Below are 18,293 nucleotides of genomic sequence, written 5' to 3' on the forward strand. Positions count from 1 at the left end.
ATTTCGACCTTTAGAGAATTTGGAGACTTTAATATGACGACACAAACAATCCTTCCCCCTTCTATTTCAGAATTGAGAGCCTTGTTCAACGGCAAAGTCATCGCCCCCGATGACTCACGTTATGAAGAAGCACGAACTCCCTTTTATGGGGGCGTGGATAAACATCCCGCCGCCATCGTCCGCGTAGCAGATGCGGGTGATGTTTCGCGCCTTGTTTCGTTGGCGCGTGAACACAGCTTTGAACTCGCTGTTCGCAGTGGCGGTCATAGCGGAGCAGGTCACAGCACGAGTGAAGGCGGCATTGTGCTTGATCTTTCTGCGATGAAAAAATTGGAGATCGATCACGAAACTCAAACCGCTTGGGTTGAAACAGGCATGACCGCTGGCGAATATACCGCTGCTGTCGGCGCACATGGATTTGTCACTGGCTTTGGTGATGCGGGTTCGGTCGGTCTTGGCGGCATCACGCTCGGTGGCGGCGTTGGGTATCTTGTCCGCAAATATGGCTTGACCATCGATAACCTGCTCGCCGCGGAAGTTGTTACTGCCGATGGTCAATTACTTCACGTTGACGAAACTTCTCACGCCGATCTCTTCTGGGCGATCCGCGGTGGAGGCGGTAACTTCGGCGTAGCGACGCGCTTCAAGTTCAAGCTTCATAAATTGGATCAAGGCTACGGTGGGATGTTAGTTCTGCCAGCCACAGCGGACGCTATCGCTTCTTTCTTAGCCGAAGCTGATTCAGCTCCCGACGAACTTTCCGCCATCCTGAATGTGATGCCCGCACCGCCCATGCCTTTCCTTCCACAAGAATTACATGGTAAGCTGATTTTATTGGCGATGATGTTCTACGCAGGTGACGCGACAACAGGGGAACAAGTCATCTCCAAATTCCGCGTGATTGCCACACCTCACGCAGATATGCTGCACCCAATGGCATATACTGAAATGTTCCCCCCTGAACAAGGCGGATATCATCCCGTGGCGGTTTCCACCACGATGTTCCTCGATCACGTGGATAGTTCTGTTGCACAATTCATGCTCGATACTTTAGCAAAATCCACAGCGATGATGGCTGTGACTCAGTTGCGTGTGCTCGGCGGTGCAATGGGGCGCGTCCCTGCCGATGCGACAGCATTTGCCCATCGCGAATCCAAGATCATGGCAAACCTCGCCGCCTTGTATGGAAACCCAGATGAAAAAGAACAGCATGAGGCTTGGGTCACTAAATATGAAAAGAAATTACGCCAAAGCGACAAAGGCGCCTACGTCAACTTCCTTGGCGCGGTAGACCAAAAACGAGTCCGCGCGGCGTATCCGGGCGACACTTGGAAGAGACTCGGTCAGATCAAAAAGAAATATGACCCGACAAACTTGTTCCACTTGAATCAAAACATCATCCCAAAATAGGATTCGACATGAGCAAAGTCGTTTTAGATATGTCCATGTCACTGGACGGTTTTATCGCAGGTGCGAATGTGAGTAAAGAATATCCCATGGGCGTGAACGGCGAGAACCTTCATACCTGGCTATTCAGCACACCTAAAGATAAAGTGGACGCTGACGTGGAACGCGAGATGTTCGCGAAAACGGGAGCAGTGATACTGGGGAATCGCACATTCGAAGTCGGTGTGGATCTGTGGGGAGATGTTCCTTTTCCTGTGCCATCTTTTGTGCTTACCCACAAGAAGCGCGAACCGTTAATAAAGAAGAGCGGAACCTTTACTTTTGTAACCGACGGCATCGAAAGTGCACTTCGACAGGCTCAAGCAGTTACAGGTGATAAAGACATCCGTTTAATGGGAGCTGATATTGCTCAACAATTTCTCAGCGCAGGTCTGATCGACGAAATACAAATTAACCATGTGCCGATCCTCCTCGGTGATGGTGTGCGCTTATTTGAAAATTTGGGCATAAAAAGTAGTCAGCTAGAAAAAGACAGGGTTCTTGACTCTCCACATGCCACCCATATTCACTATCGCGTCTTAAAGTAGTCGTTTCGTAAAGGAAAAAATTTTGTGAAAACCTTTTATCAAATACTCGGTAATACCCTCCTCGCCAACGTCACCAACATGACCGTCTGGTTTGCGATGATCTTCTTTATCTATCTTGAAACAAAATCCGTCACAGCGACCTCTGTTGTTTCGGGCATTTATCTCGTTGCTGTTGCTGTCTCGGGCATCTGGTTCGGCAGTCTTGTTGACCATAACAAGAAAAAGAACGTCATGATCCTTTCGGGCTTTGTTTCACTCTTCATTTATGTGATTGGATTTGTGATGTACCTGAACGTCCCCGCCGAAACATGGAAAAATCCCACTAGCCCTACACTCTGGGTCTTCGTCCCACTTCTGCTTCTCGGCGTGATCGCAGGCAACCTGCGTGGCATCGCACTGCCAACATTGGTCACGATCCTCATCCCCGAAGATTCTCGTGACAAGGCAAATGGTCTCGTTGGCACAACAACGGGCGTCATCTTCCTCATCACATCCGCCGTCAGTGGATTCCTTGTCGCACATTCGGGCATGTACCTCGTTTTGATCCTTGCAATGGTTGTGATGACTCTTTCGATCGTACATCTTTTCTTCACGGACATTCCAGAAAAGGAGATCGTCCATCTCGAAGGTCAACCTCCCAAAGTGGATTTGCGTGGCACGTTCGCTGTAGTCATCGCCATCCCTGGCTTGATCGCGTTGATCTTCTTCAGCACCTTCAATAACTTTTTGGGCGGCGTCTTCATGGGCTTGATGGACGCCTACGGACTGTCGCTGGTTTCGGTTCAGGTGTGGGGCGTGCTGTGGGCAGTCCTCAGTTGCGGCTTTATCGTCGGCGGCCTCCTCATCGCAAAATTCGGTTTGGGCAAAAACCCCATCTTCGCCATGTTTGCCGCCAACATCGTTATTTGGATTATCTCCAGCGTTTTCACCATCCAGCCGTCCATCGTGTTGCTGTGCATCGGCATGTTCATTTACATCAGCGTTGTTCCATTTATTGAAGCGGCGGAACATACCGTCATCCAGAAAGTTGTCCCGCTCGAAAGGCAGGGACGTGTCTTCGGCTTTGCCCAAAGCGTGGAAATGTCCGCCTCGCCTCTGACGACCTTTATGATTGGTCCTGTTACCGAATTGTTTTTCATCCCCTTTATGACCGTCGGTGCAGGCGTTGAACTGATCGGCAGTTGGTTCGGCACGGGAGCGGATCGTGGTATTGCCCTCGTCTTTACGGTAACAGGTATCATTGGCTTGATCGTCACATTGATCGCGATGAACACGAAATACTACGGCTTGCTCTCGAAGCGCTACATGGAAGAAAACGAAGTTGCAGTATTACCCGAAGGGGAACCTGCATGACGAAAGATTCTCAAAGTAAAAGTGATCTTCCCAAGATCGGCGCTCCTGCCACACGTGCCTTGGAAGCAGCGGGATACACCACTCTAAAGCAGTTGACCAAAGTCACAGAAGCGGAGATTGCTCAGTTACATGGAATGGGACCCAAAGCGCTTGGCATTCTACGTGATACATTGAAGGCCCAGGGCTTGTCCTTCAAACATGGGCAAGCAGGGGAGAAGCCGAACAAGAACGGCTCACTCGTCAACCGCACTGACAAGGTGAATGAATTTCTCGAGAATCTCAGTCACCCGCTCAAGGCGGAAGTGGAGGCGGTGCGGTCCATTATCAAAGGTGTGAATAAAGACATCAATGAAGAAATTAAATGGAAAGCTCCATCCTTCAATTACAAAGGCGAATATCTTGTGACGTTTAATCTCCGAGATGAAAAGCGCATTCATCTTGTGTTCCATAATCCACAGATTTCGAAAATCAAGAGCAAATTGTTGGAAGGGGATTATAAAGATAGACGTATGGCTTATTTTGAGGATATAAAGGATGTGAAGGCAAAGAAACCAACGCTGGAAAAAGCCTTGAAAGATTTGATCAAGTTACAAAAATAGGAGACTGTATAAAATGGCACTGACTCCCTCACAAGAGATCGACAAATTTATCAAGGAACTCACAGATTGGCGCGGAAAGTGGATTGCTAAATTCCGTGAACTGATTTTGAAAACCGCGCCTGAAGTCACTGAAGAATGGAAATGGGGTGTCCCCGTGTGGGTATATAAAGACAATGTAGTTGCCAGCGGAGTTTTCAAAGACCACATCAAGTTGAATTTTTTCAAAGGTGCTTCTTTACCAGACCCGAAAGGTCTCTTCAATGCTGGCCTTGAAGCAAAAGCTACACGCGCAATCGATATTGGCGAGAACGATAAGATTGATGAAAAGGCACTCAAAGAATTAATCCGTGCGGCTGTGGATTTTAATATGGCGGAAAAAAAGAAGAAATGAAGCATATAGAGCTTCCCAAATTGGCGGCTCCCGCTCAACGAGCGCTTCAAAGCGCAGGCATCACTTATCTCGACCATCTGACCAAGGTCAGCGAAGAGGAACTCATGCAATTACACGGCATGGGAAAGAATGCCATAAGTACATTGCGTGAAGCGCTCAAGGCAAAGGGATTATCTTTTCGTTTATCAAAGGGGCCGCCTGAAGCAAGTATGGATAAAACCATCCGTATGCACTTGGATAATATCCGTTCCACAGACGGGGAGTTGCAAAACAATGCCTATACGGTTCTCATGGAAGAGACCGAAAAACCCGTGGACTGGACATACATGGCATGGGATGAACTGGTTGATGGGTTAACTCACAAGGACAATCACGTGCGCGCTATTTCAGCACAGTTGCTTGCCAATCTTGGCAAAAGTGACCCGAAAGGCCGAATGTTCAAAGACTTTGATAAACTCCTCGCTGTGACAAAAGATGAAAAGTTCGTCACAGCCCGGCACTGCCTTCAATCTATTTGGAAGGTAGGGTTGGGCGGTAAGAATGCGCAGATATTAGTGGTGAAAGGCCTGGAGAAACGGTATCAGGAATGCGTTAAGGAAAAGAACGGATCTCTCATCCGCTATGATATTCTAGTTGGGCTACGTAGTCTCTACGAAGCTACCACATCCAGTGAGATCAAGGAGAAGGCTTTGGATTTGATAGAATTAGAGTCAGATTTGAAATATCGCAAGAAATATGTATCTGTGTGGAAAAAGGTGTAATCTTCAAAAGATTTATTCGTAGACAGGAACACTTTTAATGATCGTTGATCTCGGCACTCAATTATCCGATTCCCCTTTTGTACAAACTGTTTATCGAGCGCGCAGTGTAGGTGGCGGCTCGTTCTTGTCGACGGCTGCTAGCAACTGGGAGATGGTGATTACGAAACAGAAGGGGAGAGTCACTTTGAGCATTCGCGGACCTGAAACAAAAGTTTCACCTGCGCCGATCCCCGAGGATGCCGAATTCCTGGGTGTCATTTTCAAACACGGTGCCTTCATGCCTTCACTCCCGGTCAGTAGATTCGTGGATAAAGAAATTCATTTGCCTGAAACCGTAAAGAACTCTTTTCAGTTGTTTGGTGATACATGGGAATTTCCCACTTTTGACAATATAGATACGTTTGTGGATAAATTAACACGGGAAGATCTTCTCACTCACGACCCGGTGGTGGAAGACGTACTGCGCGGCAAAACACAGGACCTTTCGCTGCGTTCTGTCCAAAGACGTTTTCTTCAGGTGACAGGTTTGTCTTATAAGACCATTCAGCAGATCGAACGGGCCAAACAGGCGGCCTCACTTTTACAAAGCGGTGTTCCAATTTCAGATACCACTTATCAAACCGGGTATTTCGATCAGGCACATCTGACCAATTCCCTCAGGCGATATTATGGGCAAACGCCAACGCAGATCATCCAATCTGCGAATTCCGCTTGATGTCGTTTTTTTCCAAGACACGATCTTTCTTTGGGAATATGATGTGGCTATCACTTTATAAACAAAAGGAGATTAACCATGAGAAAGATTATTGTTCACGAGTTCATTACTTTGGATGGTGTCATTCAGGCGCCTGGCAGTCCGACTGAGGATACCGACGGTGGCTTCACCCACGGCGGTTGGACGCTTCCTTACTGGCACGATGAGATTGGTGCCCACTTTGGTCAGATCTTTGCTGATGCCGATACGTTGTTGCTCGGTCGAAAGACATGGCAGACTCACGGCGAAGCGTTTGAGCCTGATCCCGCCAACGATCCGTTCAGTGGATTCAAAAAGCATGTTGTTTCCACCACGTTAAAATCAGCAGATGCCTGGCGGGATTCGACCGTTATCAGCGGAAATGTGATCGATGAGATTCGCAAACTAAAGAGCCAGCCTGGCAAGAACATCATCATGGATGGCAGTAGTGTCCTGATGCACGCTCTGATAGAGAATGACCTCGTGGATGAATATGCCCTGCATGTGTATCCGCTCGTGCTTGGAACTGGCAAGCGACTCTTCCCTGATGGGAAACGTGTGAATTTGAAACTAATCGAATCGTCCACACTTCCAACGGGAGTTGTGTATCAGCGTTTTCAGACTGAGATGAAATAAAATTGTCATCCTGAGCGGAGCGAAGGATCTCTGTCAAAACGAGCAGATTCCTTCAACAAAGCAGAGACTCTTCGTTCCCGCTGGTCGCTCAGAGTGACAAGGCATAGGAGACCTTCATGAAAATCCACCTCGTTGACGGGACATACGAATTATTTCGTGCTCACTTTGGTGCACCACCGAAGAAAGCTCCAGATGGATTGGAGATCGGCGCCACGCTTGGAATGATCCGCAGTATGATGTTGCTCCTTTCTGACCCCGAGGTTACTCATGTAGCGGTCGCTTTCGACCATGTGATTGAGTCGTTTCGCAATAAGCTTTATCCTGGCTATAAATCGAGCGAAGGCGTTGACCCGGTCATCTTGAATCAATTTGGATTAGCCGAAAAGATGGTATCCGCTTTGGGATTGGTGATCTGGCCTCAGGTCAAGTTTGAAGCGGACGATGCGATTGCAACGGCAGTGGCGAAGTTTAAGAAACTGAAATCCGTTGAGCAGATCGTCATTTGTTCCGTCGATAAAGATTTGACTCAAATGGTGGACGGTGACCGAGTCATTTGTTGGGATCGGCGCAGGGAAATCCTGTTGGATGAAAAAGGTGTGGTTGAGAAATTTGGTGTGAGTCCCGAATCTATTCCTGATTATCTCGCCCTTGTCGGTGATTCAGCAGATGGCTACCCAGGGATTCAAGGTTGGGGTGAAAAATCCACTTCGGCGGTGTTGGCGAAATTCAAACACATTGAGTCCATTCCCAAAGACCCGAAGAAGATCCCCCTGAGTTTGGGGCGTGCAACGACTTTACTTGAGAACCTACAGACGAACTATGAGAATGCCTTGCTATTCCGAGAGTTGTCAACACTGCGGACAGACGTCCCGTTGAAAGAGACGCTCAACGATCTGAAGTGGCAGGGAGCGCATCCGCGCTTGAAGAAGTTATGTGAAGAAGTGGGGGAGAGTCGAATCCCTGAGCGGGTAACGAAGTGGAAGTAGTTGAACATCTATGTTGAACATTGACATTCAAACTGCTCGTCATTTTATCCTTGGTAAACAAGGCATATGGCCTGGGCGACGCTGGCGTGGTTTGAAAGGCACCGAGCAAGCCATGCGTGCCATGGAATATTTACAGCTTGACCCGTTACAGATCATCGCGCGCAGTCAGGATATTTCATTGTACAGTCGCGTCATCGGATATAAGCCTGAAACATGGGAAGATGTGACATACAAACAACGTAAGTTCTTTGATTGGGGTGGTTGGTTAGCCGCCCGCCCAATGGAGGAGTTACCGTATTGGCGCACAGTGATGCATCGTGAGCGGGATGGTGTAGCTGGTGACTCACGTCTTCGACAGATGGCAAAGGAACATGCAAAAGCCATCATCGAAGTACGTGCTATTTTGAAAGACCGTGGAACTGTGAGCAACCGTGAATTTGAAGCGGCAGACCGCAAAAAGACGCAGAGTTATCGTGGGCGTAAGGACAGTGCATTAGCTTTGTATTATTTGTGGCGTACTGGCGAAGTGATGATGCATCACCGGGAACGCTTCGAGCGAGTGTATGCGCTGACGGAAAATGTTGCACCCATTGATCTGGTGTACGAAAAGACGCAAGAAGAGGTGGATCGTTTTCTGGTTAAAAAAGAAATTTGTTTTGGCGGTATCACACGCATTCAGCGCACAGGTGACTCCTATGGGCGCGGCGAACCGGACCGAGCGGCCAAAAGGCTACTCGAGAAGATGTTGGCAGATGGAGAGATCGTCGAAGTAAAAGTAGAGGGGTGGAAGACGATGCAGTATGCAGTAAGTGAAGACATCAAGCTCATATCCGATCTGAGTGCAGGCCGTATTCCGAAGGCTTGGAAGCCGTTGGATACAACCACCGTTGAAGAAGCTGTTTTTCTTGCTCCGTTGGATCATGTCAGTGCTCGTGGGCGCGCAAAGGAGCTATTTGGGTTTGATTATGTGTGGGAAGTGTACAAGCCAGAACATCAACGTAAGTTTGGTTATTACGTTCTACCGGTTTTATGGGGTGATCGCCTCGTTGCCCGTTTTGACAGCAAACTCGACCGCACAACAAACACCTTCATCATTCTGGGCTTGTGGTTGGAGGATAAAGCCCTCGGAAAAGATGAAGTATTTGCAGAAGCCTTGGCTCGTGGATTTGCGCGCTTCGTAAACTTCCTGGGCGCGGACTCGTTGAATGCGAAAGCGATTCCACAACCATTGTTGCGTCGGTTTGCAGGGAAATATATTCCCTAAGAGGCTGTTTAATAAATCTTAAATTTAGCAAGACGTCGTAGCCCAAGCCGGATCATCAAGATATAAATAAAAGACTCACTGGATTGCACCAAGCGCTCATAGTCTCTAGCCATACGACGATTGCGCGTGATCCAAGCATTAGTTCGTTCAATGACCCAGCGTTTGGGTAGAACTTGAAATCCTTTTTGGTTGCCTACCTTCAAGATGAAGGTGATCTCAGCTTGAAGTTCATTTTGACCCAATCAACGAGGTGCCCACGATAACCACCATCAGCAAAGATTTTTTGCAAACGCGCTCTGAGAGACTTCCTCTTTTTCAATTTCACCAGAGTTTCTTCGCCAGCATAAACATCTTGTACATCAGCGGCAGTGACTTTGGCCAGAACTACGAGCCCCATCGTATCTGTAATCACATTTCTTTTTCGTCCTTTTATCAGTTTGCCACCATCAAAACCAATTTTTTCACCACCTTCTGCACTTTTTATGCTTTGACTATCCAGAATCATTGCACTCGCTTGTGGACTACGCCCTGCTTGAATTCGAACGCGCTCTCGAATGATCGTATTAAGCTTTTCCCACATGCGGTTCTTCCCAAACTGTCTAAAATAATAATAGACTGTTTGCCAAGCAGGAAACTCATGTGGTAAATCTCGCCAAACACAACCATTTTTGACAATGTAAAAGATGCCATTCATAATCGCTCGCCAAGGTATTTCTCGTGGTCTGCCTTTGCGCTTTGCTCTGGGCAAGTATGGCGCAATTTGCTTCCATTCGGTATCATTCAGGTTAGTCGGGTATTCTTGGTTTGATTTGGTCATCATCCAAGTTTGCCCGATTTTTCCTCTTTTTCCTATTTATTAAACAGCCTCTAAGGGTGGAACTTCAATCCGCCTGGCGCTTTGTTGGCTGGTTTGTTCTCGCTGTAAATAACGATCTTTATCGACTCATGTTCTTCATATGACTGAGTGGTCTATATTATTGAAGTACCCCGCGTAAATACTTCACAACAATTGTGTTATCTGGTGGGTAGTTTTGGGGTGCTACCGATGTGAGTTGGGCAAGGACGCATAGCCAGGTTTCTCCCGTACGGATATACGTATCTGTGTAACATGTCATCCCTTGAGTTTCCACGCCATCGCGAACTCGGGTCCATTTCGTTGCGGCACTTACCAGCGCAACATCTCCAATTAAGGTAATACGTTCATCGCGCATATCCCAGTATGTTATGACATCAGGGTCAAACCCGGTGGCCCATTCTTCTAAATATGCGGCGCGATCCATGTGACCGCCCATTGTGTCAATGGTTCTAAATGAAGGATGCAGGATGGCACTGTGTGACGGAACATCATTTGTGACAAAGTTATGGATAAAACGTTTATTGAGGGCGCTTAGCGTTGCAATATCTGCCTGGGTAGTTGACATTTGATACTCCTTGGGGCAAGGATGTTGTTGGCCGTGTAAATATTACCTGTTCTCGTTTAAAGAATCGTTCAAGCCCTAGAGAATATCCTCAAGCTAGTGAAATTGGGATCGATACATATCTTGTTACGTCAAGGAATAGGCAGGAATTGAATACCTTTCTCCATGTAGCGCTCGATAATACGATAGAAAAGTGCTGTGGTTTTTTCGTGGTCGTGCACCAGAATAATGTCAACAGTATCTTTGCAATTTAAACTGCGCCCGTCGTATGGAAGGTCTTCCTCGATCCGTGCCAAGATAACGGCTTCCTCTGATAGTCCCCAAGGTGCAGTCGCTTCATTCAACCAATATTCCGCTTGATCGTATGTACAGCGAACGTCTACATCCGCTAGCAGGTTTGTGTCAAAATATTTTGGATTGATCCCTTCAAATCGAGGTTGACGATATCCCAACTCCCGCAGATATTGTTGAAGTTCGTCGCGCCTCTCTTTACGGGAATACTGGAACCATTCTGATGCAGGCCTGTTCCACTTTGATTCGTATGCTGTTCCGCTCTCGTCACCGCCACTATCAAAATAAGGGAAACGAAAATATTTGGCGGACCATTCAACGCCAGCAAGCCGATAAACCGATTCGATCAATTCATCTGTCTTTTGGATTTCCTGTTTGCACTCTTCCACAGACCGATCTGAAAAATGTGGGTGACTAAAAGCATGGTTCCCAATAACAAATCCGCGTTCGATGGCTGTACACACTGCCTCTTTACGTTGCTGGATAAAGCGCCCTTCACAAAAAAAGATGGCAGGGATCTTATGCCCGTAAAGGAACTCCATTTTTGCCGTGAAATCACGACTTGGTGCATCGTCGATTGTGAGATAAGCTTGTTTCAATTGAAAAACTCCTTACAGGCAAAGAACACTCGTTTTGGCTGTTCTGGCAACAGCAACAAAAGTCTACAACTTTCGATGGGAACACGAGTCCGCTTTAGCAGGCTTCATATGGATAGCCCGATGGTTCACCATCGGGCGTGTATGGGTGATGAGATGATTCCAGAGCGGGTTATGAAGTGGGGATAGTGCGCTAGTGATATTCAGTTTGAAAATGTCACAACATAAACTATATCCATTGCATGCCTTGCTGGCTAACTATACTTAAGGCTCTGTTTTCAAGGCAAAATACCAATCATCACGAACAAAATAAGCAGGCAAAAAAACGCTAAAAACATTCCGCTTTGGGTGTTGGCTGATATATAGTACATTATCATCGATAAAGCCAAGTTCATATTCTGAACCTGTTGGGCGAAAGTGTCTCCATGTCCAAAGCTGGTTTCCAGTATCAATATCAATCGCATATATTCTTTGGTTATTATTTCCCGCGATAAACACAGTATTGTTGTTATTTCCTATAATTTCATCCCAAAAAATCGACCAACTTTCATCAATGCCAAGGTCTAACTTCCATTTTTGCGATCCAGTCTTAGTATCCAGTGCAGACACATAACTCTCTTCATAAACTGTAACTAGGGCGTTTCCCTCAATAACAAAATGAAATGGAAAATGTTTTGTCTCAGTCTTCCAGATGATATTTCCAGTCGCACTATCGAATGAGTAAACAAAGCCATTCTCTGTACCTATATATACCGAGTCGCCATTGATGAGATACCCAAGATTGCCATGAGAAAAATCCTCGTTAAAGCGCCAGATAGGCGTGCCAGTGAACTCATCAACAACAATAAGTTTGGCTAATTCGTGGAAATTTTCCGGTCCGCCTTTATAGGTTTTGATAAAAAAAATGGTTTCGTTTTTAGCGCCAGCAGCCACGCTAAACTCATGAGCATTTTGAAAAACCAACTCCCATCGTTCTTTTCCTGTTTCTAAATCTATTGCTGTTACAAGATTATCATCTCTTTTATCAATATCAGATGAATTTTCCCATGGACGGGATGCCATGTATAGCGTTTTGTTGAATGTATAAATTCTTCCACTATCAAGTCGGGTAGATTCCCATAGTGGTTGGCCTGTTTCTGCGCTATACGTCGCAATTTGTTCATACTGTTGCTCGTCTGATATAAAAGTACAACAACACTTAAGGCACTCAGAAGAGTGGGTCGAGACAACGACTATATCATTATGGAAAGTAAACCAAGTGTAATCTTCATCGTAAATTGGATAAACATTACGCCGCCAAAGCTCTTTGCCTGTATTACTGTCGATCGCTAGCATATCACCCTGATTGTCAACAATATAGATTCGATTAATCTCTCTGATAGAGTTGGAAAACGAGTTGGTATCTATTGCCCCATCAACTTTCCAGATTACCTTGCCGTCGCTGCTTCTTAATGCGAAAAGAACTTGCTCTGTTGTGTCGTATGAGCTCCGGTAGTTTAGACTAACGTAGACGAAATCACCTGTTTGTGATGCTAATTCTAGGCTAGTGTAGACTGAAAAGGATGTTGATGAGCTGGAGGCGAAGCCACTGTATGGCTGTGCAATATTTTCTGTAGACCAAATGATCTTTCCTGTTGATTTATCCACAGCATAAAGACAATAACAATCTATTGAACGATCTTCTTTGTAACCGTGGAAAATAAACAAGTCATTAATTACTGCCGGCTCAGAAACATCATAATCTGTAATTCTCCATAGTTCGCGATCAGATGACGTCGTTAGTATGAGATAAGTGATGCCAGAGAAAACACCATAACCCAATACGATAAACGCACCTATTTTTAGAATTGGATGATTGCCAATTATTTTTCGTACTCCTGTAGTTGCCCAACCGATTGCATTATTAACTCGTTGCCATATTGACCAATTCAAGAAGGTGGGTTTTGGAATTTTCTTGACAAGAAATCCAATCAATAATCTCGCCAAAAAGACGGCGGGCAAGGAAATTGATAAGGCGTATCCTAGATAGATATATATACTCAGAAGATCTAAATAACCCTCACTGGCTAACAAGTAGCCAATACTGCCTATACAAACAATCATTATTGTCCATGAAGTTGCTTGCAATAAGACTGTTCGCAAGTCCAAGCCTGCCAAGTTTGTTTCAGCTTCTAAATTGAATTGCCTGTTCGTTTTTTGCCCTATATAAGCTAGCGAAACGACAGCGACAATGCTGGGTAGAGAAATGAATTCAAAGCTCATTAATTCAAATAAAAAGGAAACGATGTTCCCAGTTGCTGCTATGGCAATCCCAATCAATGCCCCGAGGGTAAATGCTGTGATGTCTGAAAATTTTTTATTTAAAGAAATGATAAGGCTGACAATGACAATTCCTAAAAACGTGAGGAGAAGAAAGGGTGTAATGATAAGTAGGGATATGAGTATCCCGTCGATAAGCTCAATATCCCACATTGCTTGACTGAGCCCTATTGATAGGAATAAGACAAAGAATATATTGATTAATAAAGTGGGAACGGCAATGATTCTTATTCCATAAAATAAAATAGCTTTGAATTGTTGAAAGTAGTTCCCAGTTTTCATGATTTGTTAGGAAAATCTGATTGATGTGACACGCCCGACTATGTCTTAAGCAGAACCATTCTGCAAAGCACTTGGACAGAATTATAGAACCTCCCTGCTAAAAAGGCAACAACCATCAATTTCCCCGTTTATTGTTTTAGAGACTCTTCGCTGACGCTCAGAGTGACATGCTTATGAGTTCAATGCCTCGTCCAAATCCCAGAGAATATCTTCGATGTCTTCAAGTCCAATACTCAACCGAATGAAATCAGGGCTGACGCCTGCGGCGATCTGTTCTTGTTCGGAGAGTTGAGAGTGTGTCGTGCTGGCGGGATGAATGGCTAGTGATTTGGCGTCACCGAGGTTAGCAACGTGGCTGAATAGTTGCAAGTTATCAATAAATTTTGCGCCTGCTTCGCGTCCACCTTTGACGGCGAAGCCCACGACGGCGCCTGTCCCATTGGGGAGGTATTTCTTTCCACGTTGATAGTCAGCGTGACTTGGCAAACCTGCATATGCAACCCAATTGACCTTGGGATGTTTCTCTAAAAATTCGGCGACGGCTTGTGCGTTCTTGACGTGCTGGTCCATGCGTAAGGATAAAGTTTCAAGTCCCTGCAGGAAGAACCACGAGGCGATGGGTTGTTGGCATGTGCCGAAATCACGCAGGACCCCAGCACGGGCTTTCGAGATAAATGCGAGATGCCCGAAATCGTCAGCGTAGACAACGTCATGGTAGGAAGGATCAGGCTCGGTGAAGTTGGGGAAGCGTCCGCTTTTTGTCCAATTGAATTTGCCGCTATCCACGATCACACCGCCGATGGATGTGCCATGTCCGCCGATGAATTTTGTTGTGGAGTGGGTCACGATGTCTGCGCCCCAGTCAAACGGACGACAAAGATAGGGCGTGGCGAAGGTGTTGTCGATCATCAACGGGATGCCGTGTTCTTTTGCGATGGCGGCGACTTCTTCAAATGGAAAGACGTTGCCAAGCGGGTTGCTGACGGTCTCGCCATAAATGATCTTGGTGTTGGGTTGGATGGCGCGGCGGAAGTTTTCGGGATCGGTGGGGTCAACAAGTGTGACGTTGATACCGATGCGTGGGAAACTATACTTGAATTGTGTGACGGTGCCGCCATAGAGTGTGGATGTGGAGACAATGTGGTCGCCCGCTTCACAGAGGGTCAGGATCGCGGTCATTTGTGCGGCGTGGCCTGATGACACTTCCAATGCGCCGACTCCACCCTCGAGGCTTGCCATGCGAGTCTCGAAGACGTTAGTGGTTGGGTTCGAGATGCGTGTATAGATGTTGCCTGATTCTTGCAAAGCAAATAGACGTGCGGCGCGCTCCGTGCTTTGCAAGTTGTATGCGGATGTTTGGTAGATGGGGACTGCTTTGCTCCCCGTTGTGGGATCGGATGTGAAGCCTTCGTGAAGTTGGCGGGTGGTGAAACCGAATTTGCGGGGAGTGGTCATGGCAGACGCTTTCTTTATAAATAACTCGTTGGTTGAGTACGAAGGTATCGAAACCAACAGTTACTAGAAATTATCTTGTAACAAAAATCTCTTTGCTTATTGGTGGTTTCGATACGCCTTTCGCAACGAACGCTCAAGGCTACTCAACCACCGTACTTTTAAAAATCGCTGCGAGTTGAGCCCGTGGGGATCTGGTTCGGGTCATAAGGTGTGACTTGGTAGACGTAGTAGTTGAGCCAGTTGACGTACAACAAGTTGGCATGTCCACGCCAGCGGACGTGGGGCGTTTGAGTCGGATCGTCGTTGGGATAATAATTTTTCGGGACGTGAATGGGAAGTCCCTTGTTCACGTCGCGGTCGTATTCTGCTTTAAGTGTGAACGGATCGTATTCGGAGTGCCCCGTGGCGAAGATGTGACGCCCATCTTTGGAGCCAAGGAGGTACACACCTGCTTCATCGGACTCTGCGAGGATCTGCAATTCGTTGACGGGGTCAATGTCTTGGCGGCGGATCTCGGTGTGACGGGAGTGGGGGGCGTAGAAAATGTCGTCGAATCCGCGAAGCAGTTTCTCGGTCCGTGAAAGGACGCGATGCTCAAAGACGCCGAACATCTTACGGGGCAGGTCATATTTCGGGATTCCGTAGCGATGATAAAGCGCGGCTTGTGCTCCCCAACAAATATAGAAATTGGATTCGACGTTTTCCTCAGACCAATCCATGATCTGCTTGAGTTCTTCCCAATAATCCACATCTTCGAACTTCATTTGTTCGACAGGCGCACCTGTGATGATGAGACCGTCGAACTTTTGATCCTTGATCTCTTCGAAAGTGACATAGTGCGTGAGCAGGTGCTCGGCGTCAGTGTTTTTGGATTCGTACGTGGCGGTATGCACCAGGGTCACATCCACCTGCAAAGCGGAATTGCCAAGCAGGCGCAAGAGTTGAGTTTCAGTGGCGATCTTGGTGGGCATGAGGTTGAGAATCGCCACGCGCATCGGACGGATATCCTGCGTGGAGGCGCGTTCTTCGCCCATGATAAAGACGTTCTCTTTTTCAAGGATCGCACGTGCGGGAAGTGTGGAAGGGATTTTTACAGGCATGGTTTTTAAATGCTGATTTCTGAATGATGAATGATGAATTAGGCGGCTCGGTTTTTCTTTGTGGTTTTTACAGATGCCACAAAGATTGCTGTCAATTCACTTGTCTCTTTCTGAAGGTCGCCAAGCCTTTCGGCTGGCACAATGTTGCTCTCGGTAAGGAGTTCAAGCCAGTATCCAGTTTCATCCAGCTCTTGTAAACTACCTTCCATTTTGTTGATGAAGTCTGATTGAGATTTTGCACGGCAGGCTTCACGATATTGTGCCCCAACTGATGTTCCGCTGCGTAGGACTTGCTTTCCAATCACTTGCGCCTCGCCACTTTTCGGAAGGGCTTGATACAACTTAATGATACGTAGTGCATAAGCCTTGGTCCGATTTTTCAGATCAGTTGGGTCGTACGGCATAATTAATTCCTGAGAGTGTCTGGCAAATTACTGATTGACCTCTTGCAAAAGCCTGCAATCCTCGTTCATGCATTTGGATATTTTGCGACTTTTGCAAGAGGTTTATTCATCATTTCTCAATCAGCATTCATCATTAGCCGAGCGCTTGCTCCAGATCCCACTTGATGTCTTCGAAGTCTTCGAGACCGATGCTCAAGCGGATGAAATCGGGGCTCACGCCAGCCGAGATCTGATCTTCGGCGCTGAGTTGACTGTGTGTGGTCGTGGCAGGGTGAATGGCAAGACTGCGTGCATCACCGACGTTGGCAAGGTGGCTGAAGAGTTGCAGACTTTCGATGAACTTCTTGCCAGCTTCCACGCCGCCTTTGATACCGAAGCCGAGGATTGCGCCTGCGCCTTTGGGTAAATATTTCTTGGCGAGAGCGTAATCGGGGTGACTCTTGAGACCGGGGTATTTGACCCAACTGACTTTCGGATGAGCCTCAAGGAACTCAGCAACGGCTTGCGCGTTCTGTACGTGACGTTCCATGCGCAGGCTCAATGTTTCGATGCCCTGAATGGTCTGCCAGGAGTTGAACGGTGACTGGCACGCGCCGATGTCGCGCAACACGTGTACACGCGCTTTGATGGCGAATGGGGGAAGTCCCGCCGCAGCGATGGAGGAATACACCAAGCCGTGATACGAAGGATCGGGAGTGTTGAAGTTTGCGAACTTGCCGTTGCTCCAATCGTAGTTGCCGCCATCCACAATAATGCCGCCGATGGATGTGCCGTGCCCGGCAATGAACTTGGTGGTGGAATGCGTGATGATGTGTGCGCCCCATTCGAACGGGCGGAAGAGATACGGCGTGGCGAAGGTGTTATCGATCATCAACACGAGCTTGTGTTTGTTGGCGATCGCGGCAACTTCCTCGAAGGGGAACACGGAAATATCGGGGTTGCCCAAGGTCTCGCCGTAGATGATCTTGGTGTTCGGCTTGATTGCTGCTTCGAAATTCTTCGGGTTGGTTGGGTCAACGAACGTGACGTCAATTCCCAGATTGGGCAGGGTGTACTTGAACTGGTTGTACGTTCCGCCATACAAACGTGACGATGAAACGATGTGGTCACCTGCGTTGCACAAGGTAAAGATTGCCTGTGCTTGCGCGGCATGACCAGAGCTTGCGGCGAGTGCGGCAACACCGCCTTCGAGATCGGCAATGCGTTGTTCGAGCACATCGGTGGTTGGGTTCATCAAACGGGTGTAGATGTTTCCCAACTCTTTGAGTGCGAACAAATTAGCGGCATGTTCTGTGCTCTTGAACTGATAACTCGTTGTTTGATACAACGGCACCGCACGACTCCCTGTGGTGGGGTCGGGTGTGTATCCCGCGTGTAACTGGCGGGTGGCGAAACCTAACTTGCGATCTTTGATACTGGACATTTTAGAAACTCCTCTTTAAAGTTTTATCGCCCACAGAAGAGGTATGCATCCCCTTTAGGGGATTAAAAAATTTACCTCTTCTGAAAGTACAAGAAGAGGCATAAGACTATACCGTCCTCTCATCTTCCAGATATGAATGACACACGCCATTCTTATTTGCCGAATTTGGCACCATAACAATTGTCTGGTTGCCGAGGCTTCAAAGGGTCGGTCCCTCCGCCTCTCTGGATAAGAGCGAATATTTAATTGGGCGGGTTATATCATGCCGATGAAAGATGTGTCAAGGGC

General features: G+C 47.1%; 19 protein-coding genes, 1 pseudogene and 1 riboswitch. Of the genes and pseudogenes, 11 read left to right on the top strand and 9 right to left on the bottom strand.

Features of this window, described 5'->3' with window-relative positions; all coding sequences use genetic code 11:
• Nucleotides 1-33 precede the first annotated feature (33 nt).
• From IPP66_08610 to IPP66_08660, 11 genes and pseudogenes are all read left to right on the top strand, one after another.
• Nucleotides 34-1,410, top strand: a complete 1,377-nt coding sequence (locus IPP66_08610) for an FAD-binding oxidoreductase (protein MBK9925343.1) — start codon at nt 34-36, stop codon at nt 1,408-1,410.
• Between the two features lie 8 nt (nt 1,411-1,418).
• Entirely contained in the window at nt 1,419-1,994 is a 576-nt protein-coding gene (locus IPP66_08615; protein ID MBK9925344.1) for a dihydrofolate reductase, read from the top strand.
• 24 nt (nt 1,995-2,018) lie between these two features.
• Entirely contained in the window at nt 2,019-3,347 is a 1,329-nt protein-coding gene (locus IPP66_08620) for an MFS transporter (protein MBK9925345.1), read from the top strand.
• Nucleotides 3,344-3,946 (top strand): DUF1801 domain-containing protein, encoded by a 603-nt coding sequence (locus IPP66_08625; protein MBK9925346.1) that lies wholly within the window; start codon nt 3,344-3,346, stop codon nt 3,944-3,946. The genes IPP66_08620 and IPP66_08625 overlap by 4 nt, the downstream gene beginning before the upstream one ends.
• 13 nt (nt 3,947-3,959) lie before the next feature.
• Nucleotides 3,960-4,337: a DUF1801 domain-containing protein gene (locus IPP66_08630; GenBank protein MBK9925347.1), complete on the top strand. Its 378-nt coding sequence runs from the start codon at nt 3,960-3,962 to the stop codon at nt 4,335-4,337.
• A pseudogene (locus IPP66_08635) lies at nt 4,334-4,516 on the top strand (DNA-binding protein). Before IPP66_08630 ends, IPP66_08635 begins: the two are co-directional and overlap by 4 nt.
• Nucleotides 4,517-4,546: 30 nt before the next feature.
• Entirely contained in the window at nt 4,547-5,098 is a 552-nt protein-coding gene (locus IPP66_08640) for a hypothetical protein (GenBank protein MBK9925348.1), read from the top strand.
• A gap of 37 nt (nt 5,099-5,135) precedes the next feature.
• Complete coding sequence (locus IPP66_08645; GenBank protein ID MBK9925349.1) at nt 5,136-5,813, top strand: helix-turn-helix transcriptional regulator; 678 nt, start codon at nt 5,136-5,138, stop codon at nt 5,811-5,813.
• A 78-nt stretch (nt 5,814-5,891) separates the two neighbouring features.
• Entirely contained in the window at nt 5,892-6,467 is a 576-nt protein-coding gene (locus IPP66_08650) for a dihydrofolate reductase (GenBank protein MBK9925350.1), read from the top strand.
• 116 nt (nt 6,468-6,583) lie between these two features.
• Nucleotides 6,584-7,453 carry a flap endonuclease gene (locus tag IPP66_08655; GenBank protein MBK9925351.1) on the top strand — a complete coding sequence of 290 codons (870 nt, stop codon included), beginning with the start codon at nt 6,584-6,586 and terminating at the stop codon, nt 7,451-7,453.
• 10 nt (nt 7,454-7,463) lie between these two features.
• Complete coding sequence (locus IPP66_08660; GenBank protein MBK9925352.1) at nt 7,464-8,717, top strand: YcaQ family DNA glycosylase; 1,254 nt, start codon at nt 7,464-7,466, stop codon at nt 8,715-8,717.
• An 8-nt stretch (nt 8,718-8,725) separates the two neighbouring features.
• Here IPP66_08660 and IPP66_08665 read toward each other — a convergent pair whose 3' ends face one another.
• The 9 genes from IPP66_08665 to IPP66_08705 form a co-directional block, all read right to left on the bottom strand.
• The gene (locus IPP66_08665) at nt 8,726-8,959 is read right to left on the bottom strand and encodes a transposase (protein MBK9925353.1); all 234 of its coding nucleotides are present in this window, start codon (nt 8,957-8,959) and stop codon (nt 8,726-8,728) included.
• A complete protein-coding gene (locus tag IPP66_08670; GenBank protein ID MBK9925354.1) occupies nt 8,917-9,537 on the bottom strand; it encodes an IS5 family transposase in 621 nt (206 codons plus the stop codon). Before IPP66_08670 ends, IPP66_08665 begins: the two co-directional genes overlap by 43 nt.
• 154 nt (nt 9,538-9,691) lie before the next feature.
• Entirely contained in the window at nt 9,692-10,138 is a 447-nt protein-coding gene (locus IPP66_08675; protein ID MBK9925355.1) for a nuclear transport factor 2 family protein, read from the bottom strand.
• Between the two features lie 128 nt (nt 10,139-10,266).
• Entirely contained in the window at nt 10,267-11,025 is a 759-nt protein-coding gene (locus IPP66_08680) for a polysaccharide deacetylase family protein (GenBank protein ID MBK9925356.1), read from the bottom strand.
• Between the two features lie 261 nt (nt 11,026-11,286).
• A complete protein-coding gene (locus IPP66_08685) occupies nt 11,287-13,623 on the bottom strand; it encodes a PQQ-binding-like beta-propeller repeat protein (GenBank protein ID MBK9925357.1) in 2,337 nt (778 codons plus the stop codon).
• Between the two features lie 171 nt (nt 13,624-13,794).
• Nucleotides 13,795-15,078: an O-acetylhomoserine aminocarboxypropyltransferase/cysteine synthase gene (locus IPP66_08690; GenBank protein ID MBK9925358.1), complete on the bottom strand. Its 1,284-nt coding sequence runs from the start codon at nt 15,076-15,078 to the stop codon at nt 13,795-13,797.
• Between the two features lie 158 nt (nt 15,079-15,236).
• Nucleotides 15,237-16,178, bottom strand: coding sequence for a homoserine O-succinyltransferase (metA, locus tag IPP66_08695; protein ID MBK9925359.1), 942 nt, complete (start codon nt 16,176-16,178; stop codon nt 15,237-15,239).
• 38 nt (nt 16,179-16,216) lie between these two features.
• Complete coding sequence (locus tag IPP66_08700; protein ID MBK9925360.1) at nt 16,217-16,582, bottom strand: four helix bundle protein; 366 nt, start codon at nt 16,580-16,582, stop codon at nt 16,217-16,219.
• Between the two features lie 133 nt (nt 16,583-16,715).
• Nucleotides 16,716-18,005, bottom strand: coding sequence for an O-acetylhomoserine aminocarboxypropyltransferase/cysteine synthase (locus tag IPP66_08705; protein MBK9925361.1), 1,290 nt, complete (start codon nt 18,003-18,005; stop codon nt 16,716-16,718).
• 116 nt (nt 18,006-18,121) lie between these two features.
• Nucleotides 18,122-18,240: riboswitch (SAM riboswitch) on the bottom strand.
• Nucleotides 18,241-18,293 lie beyond the last annotated feature (53 nt).

The sequence above is a fragment of the Candidatus Defluviilinea proxima genome, assembly GCA_016721115.1.
Taxonomy (GTDB): Bacteria; Chloroflexota; Anaerolineae; order Anaerolineales; family Villigracilaceae; genus Defluviilinea; species Defluviilinea proxima.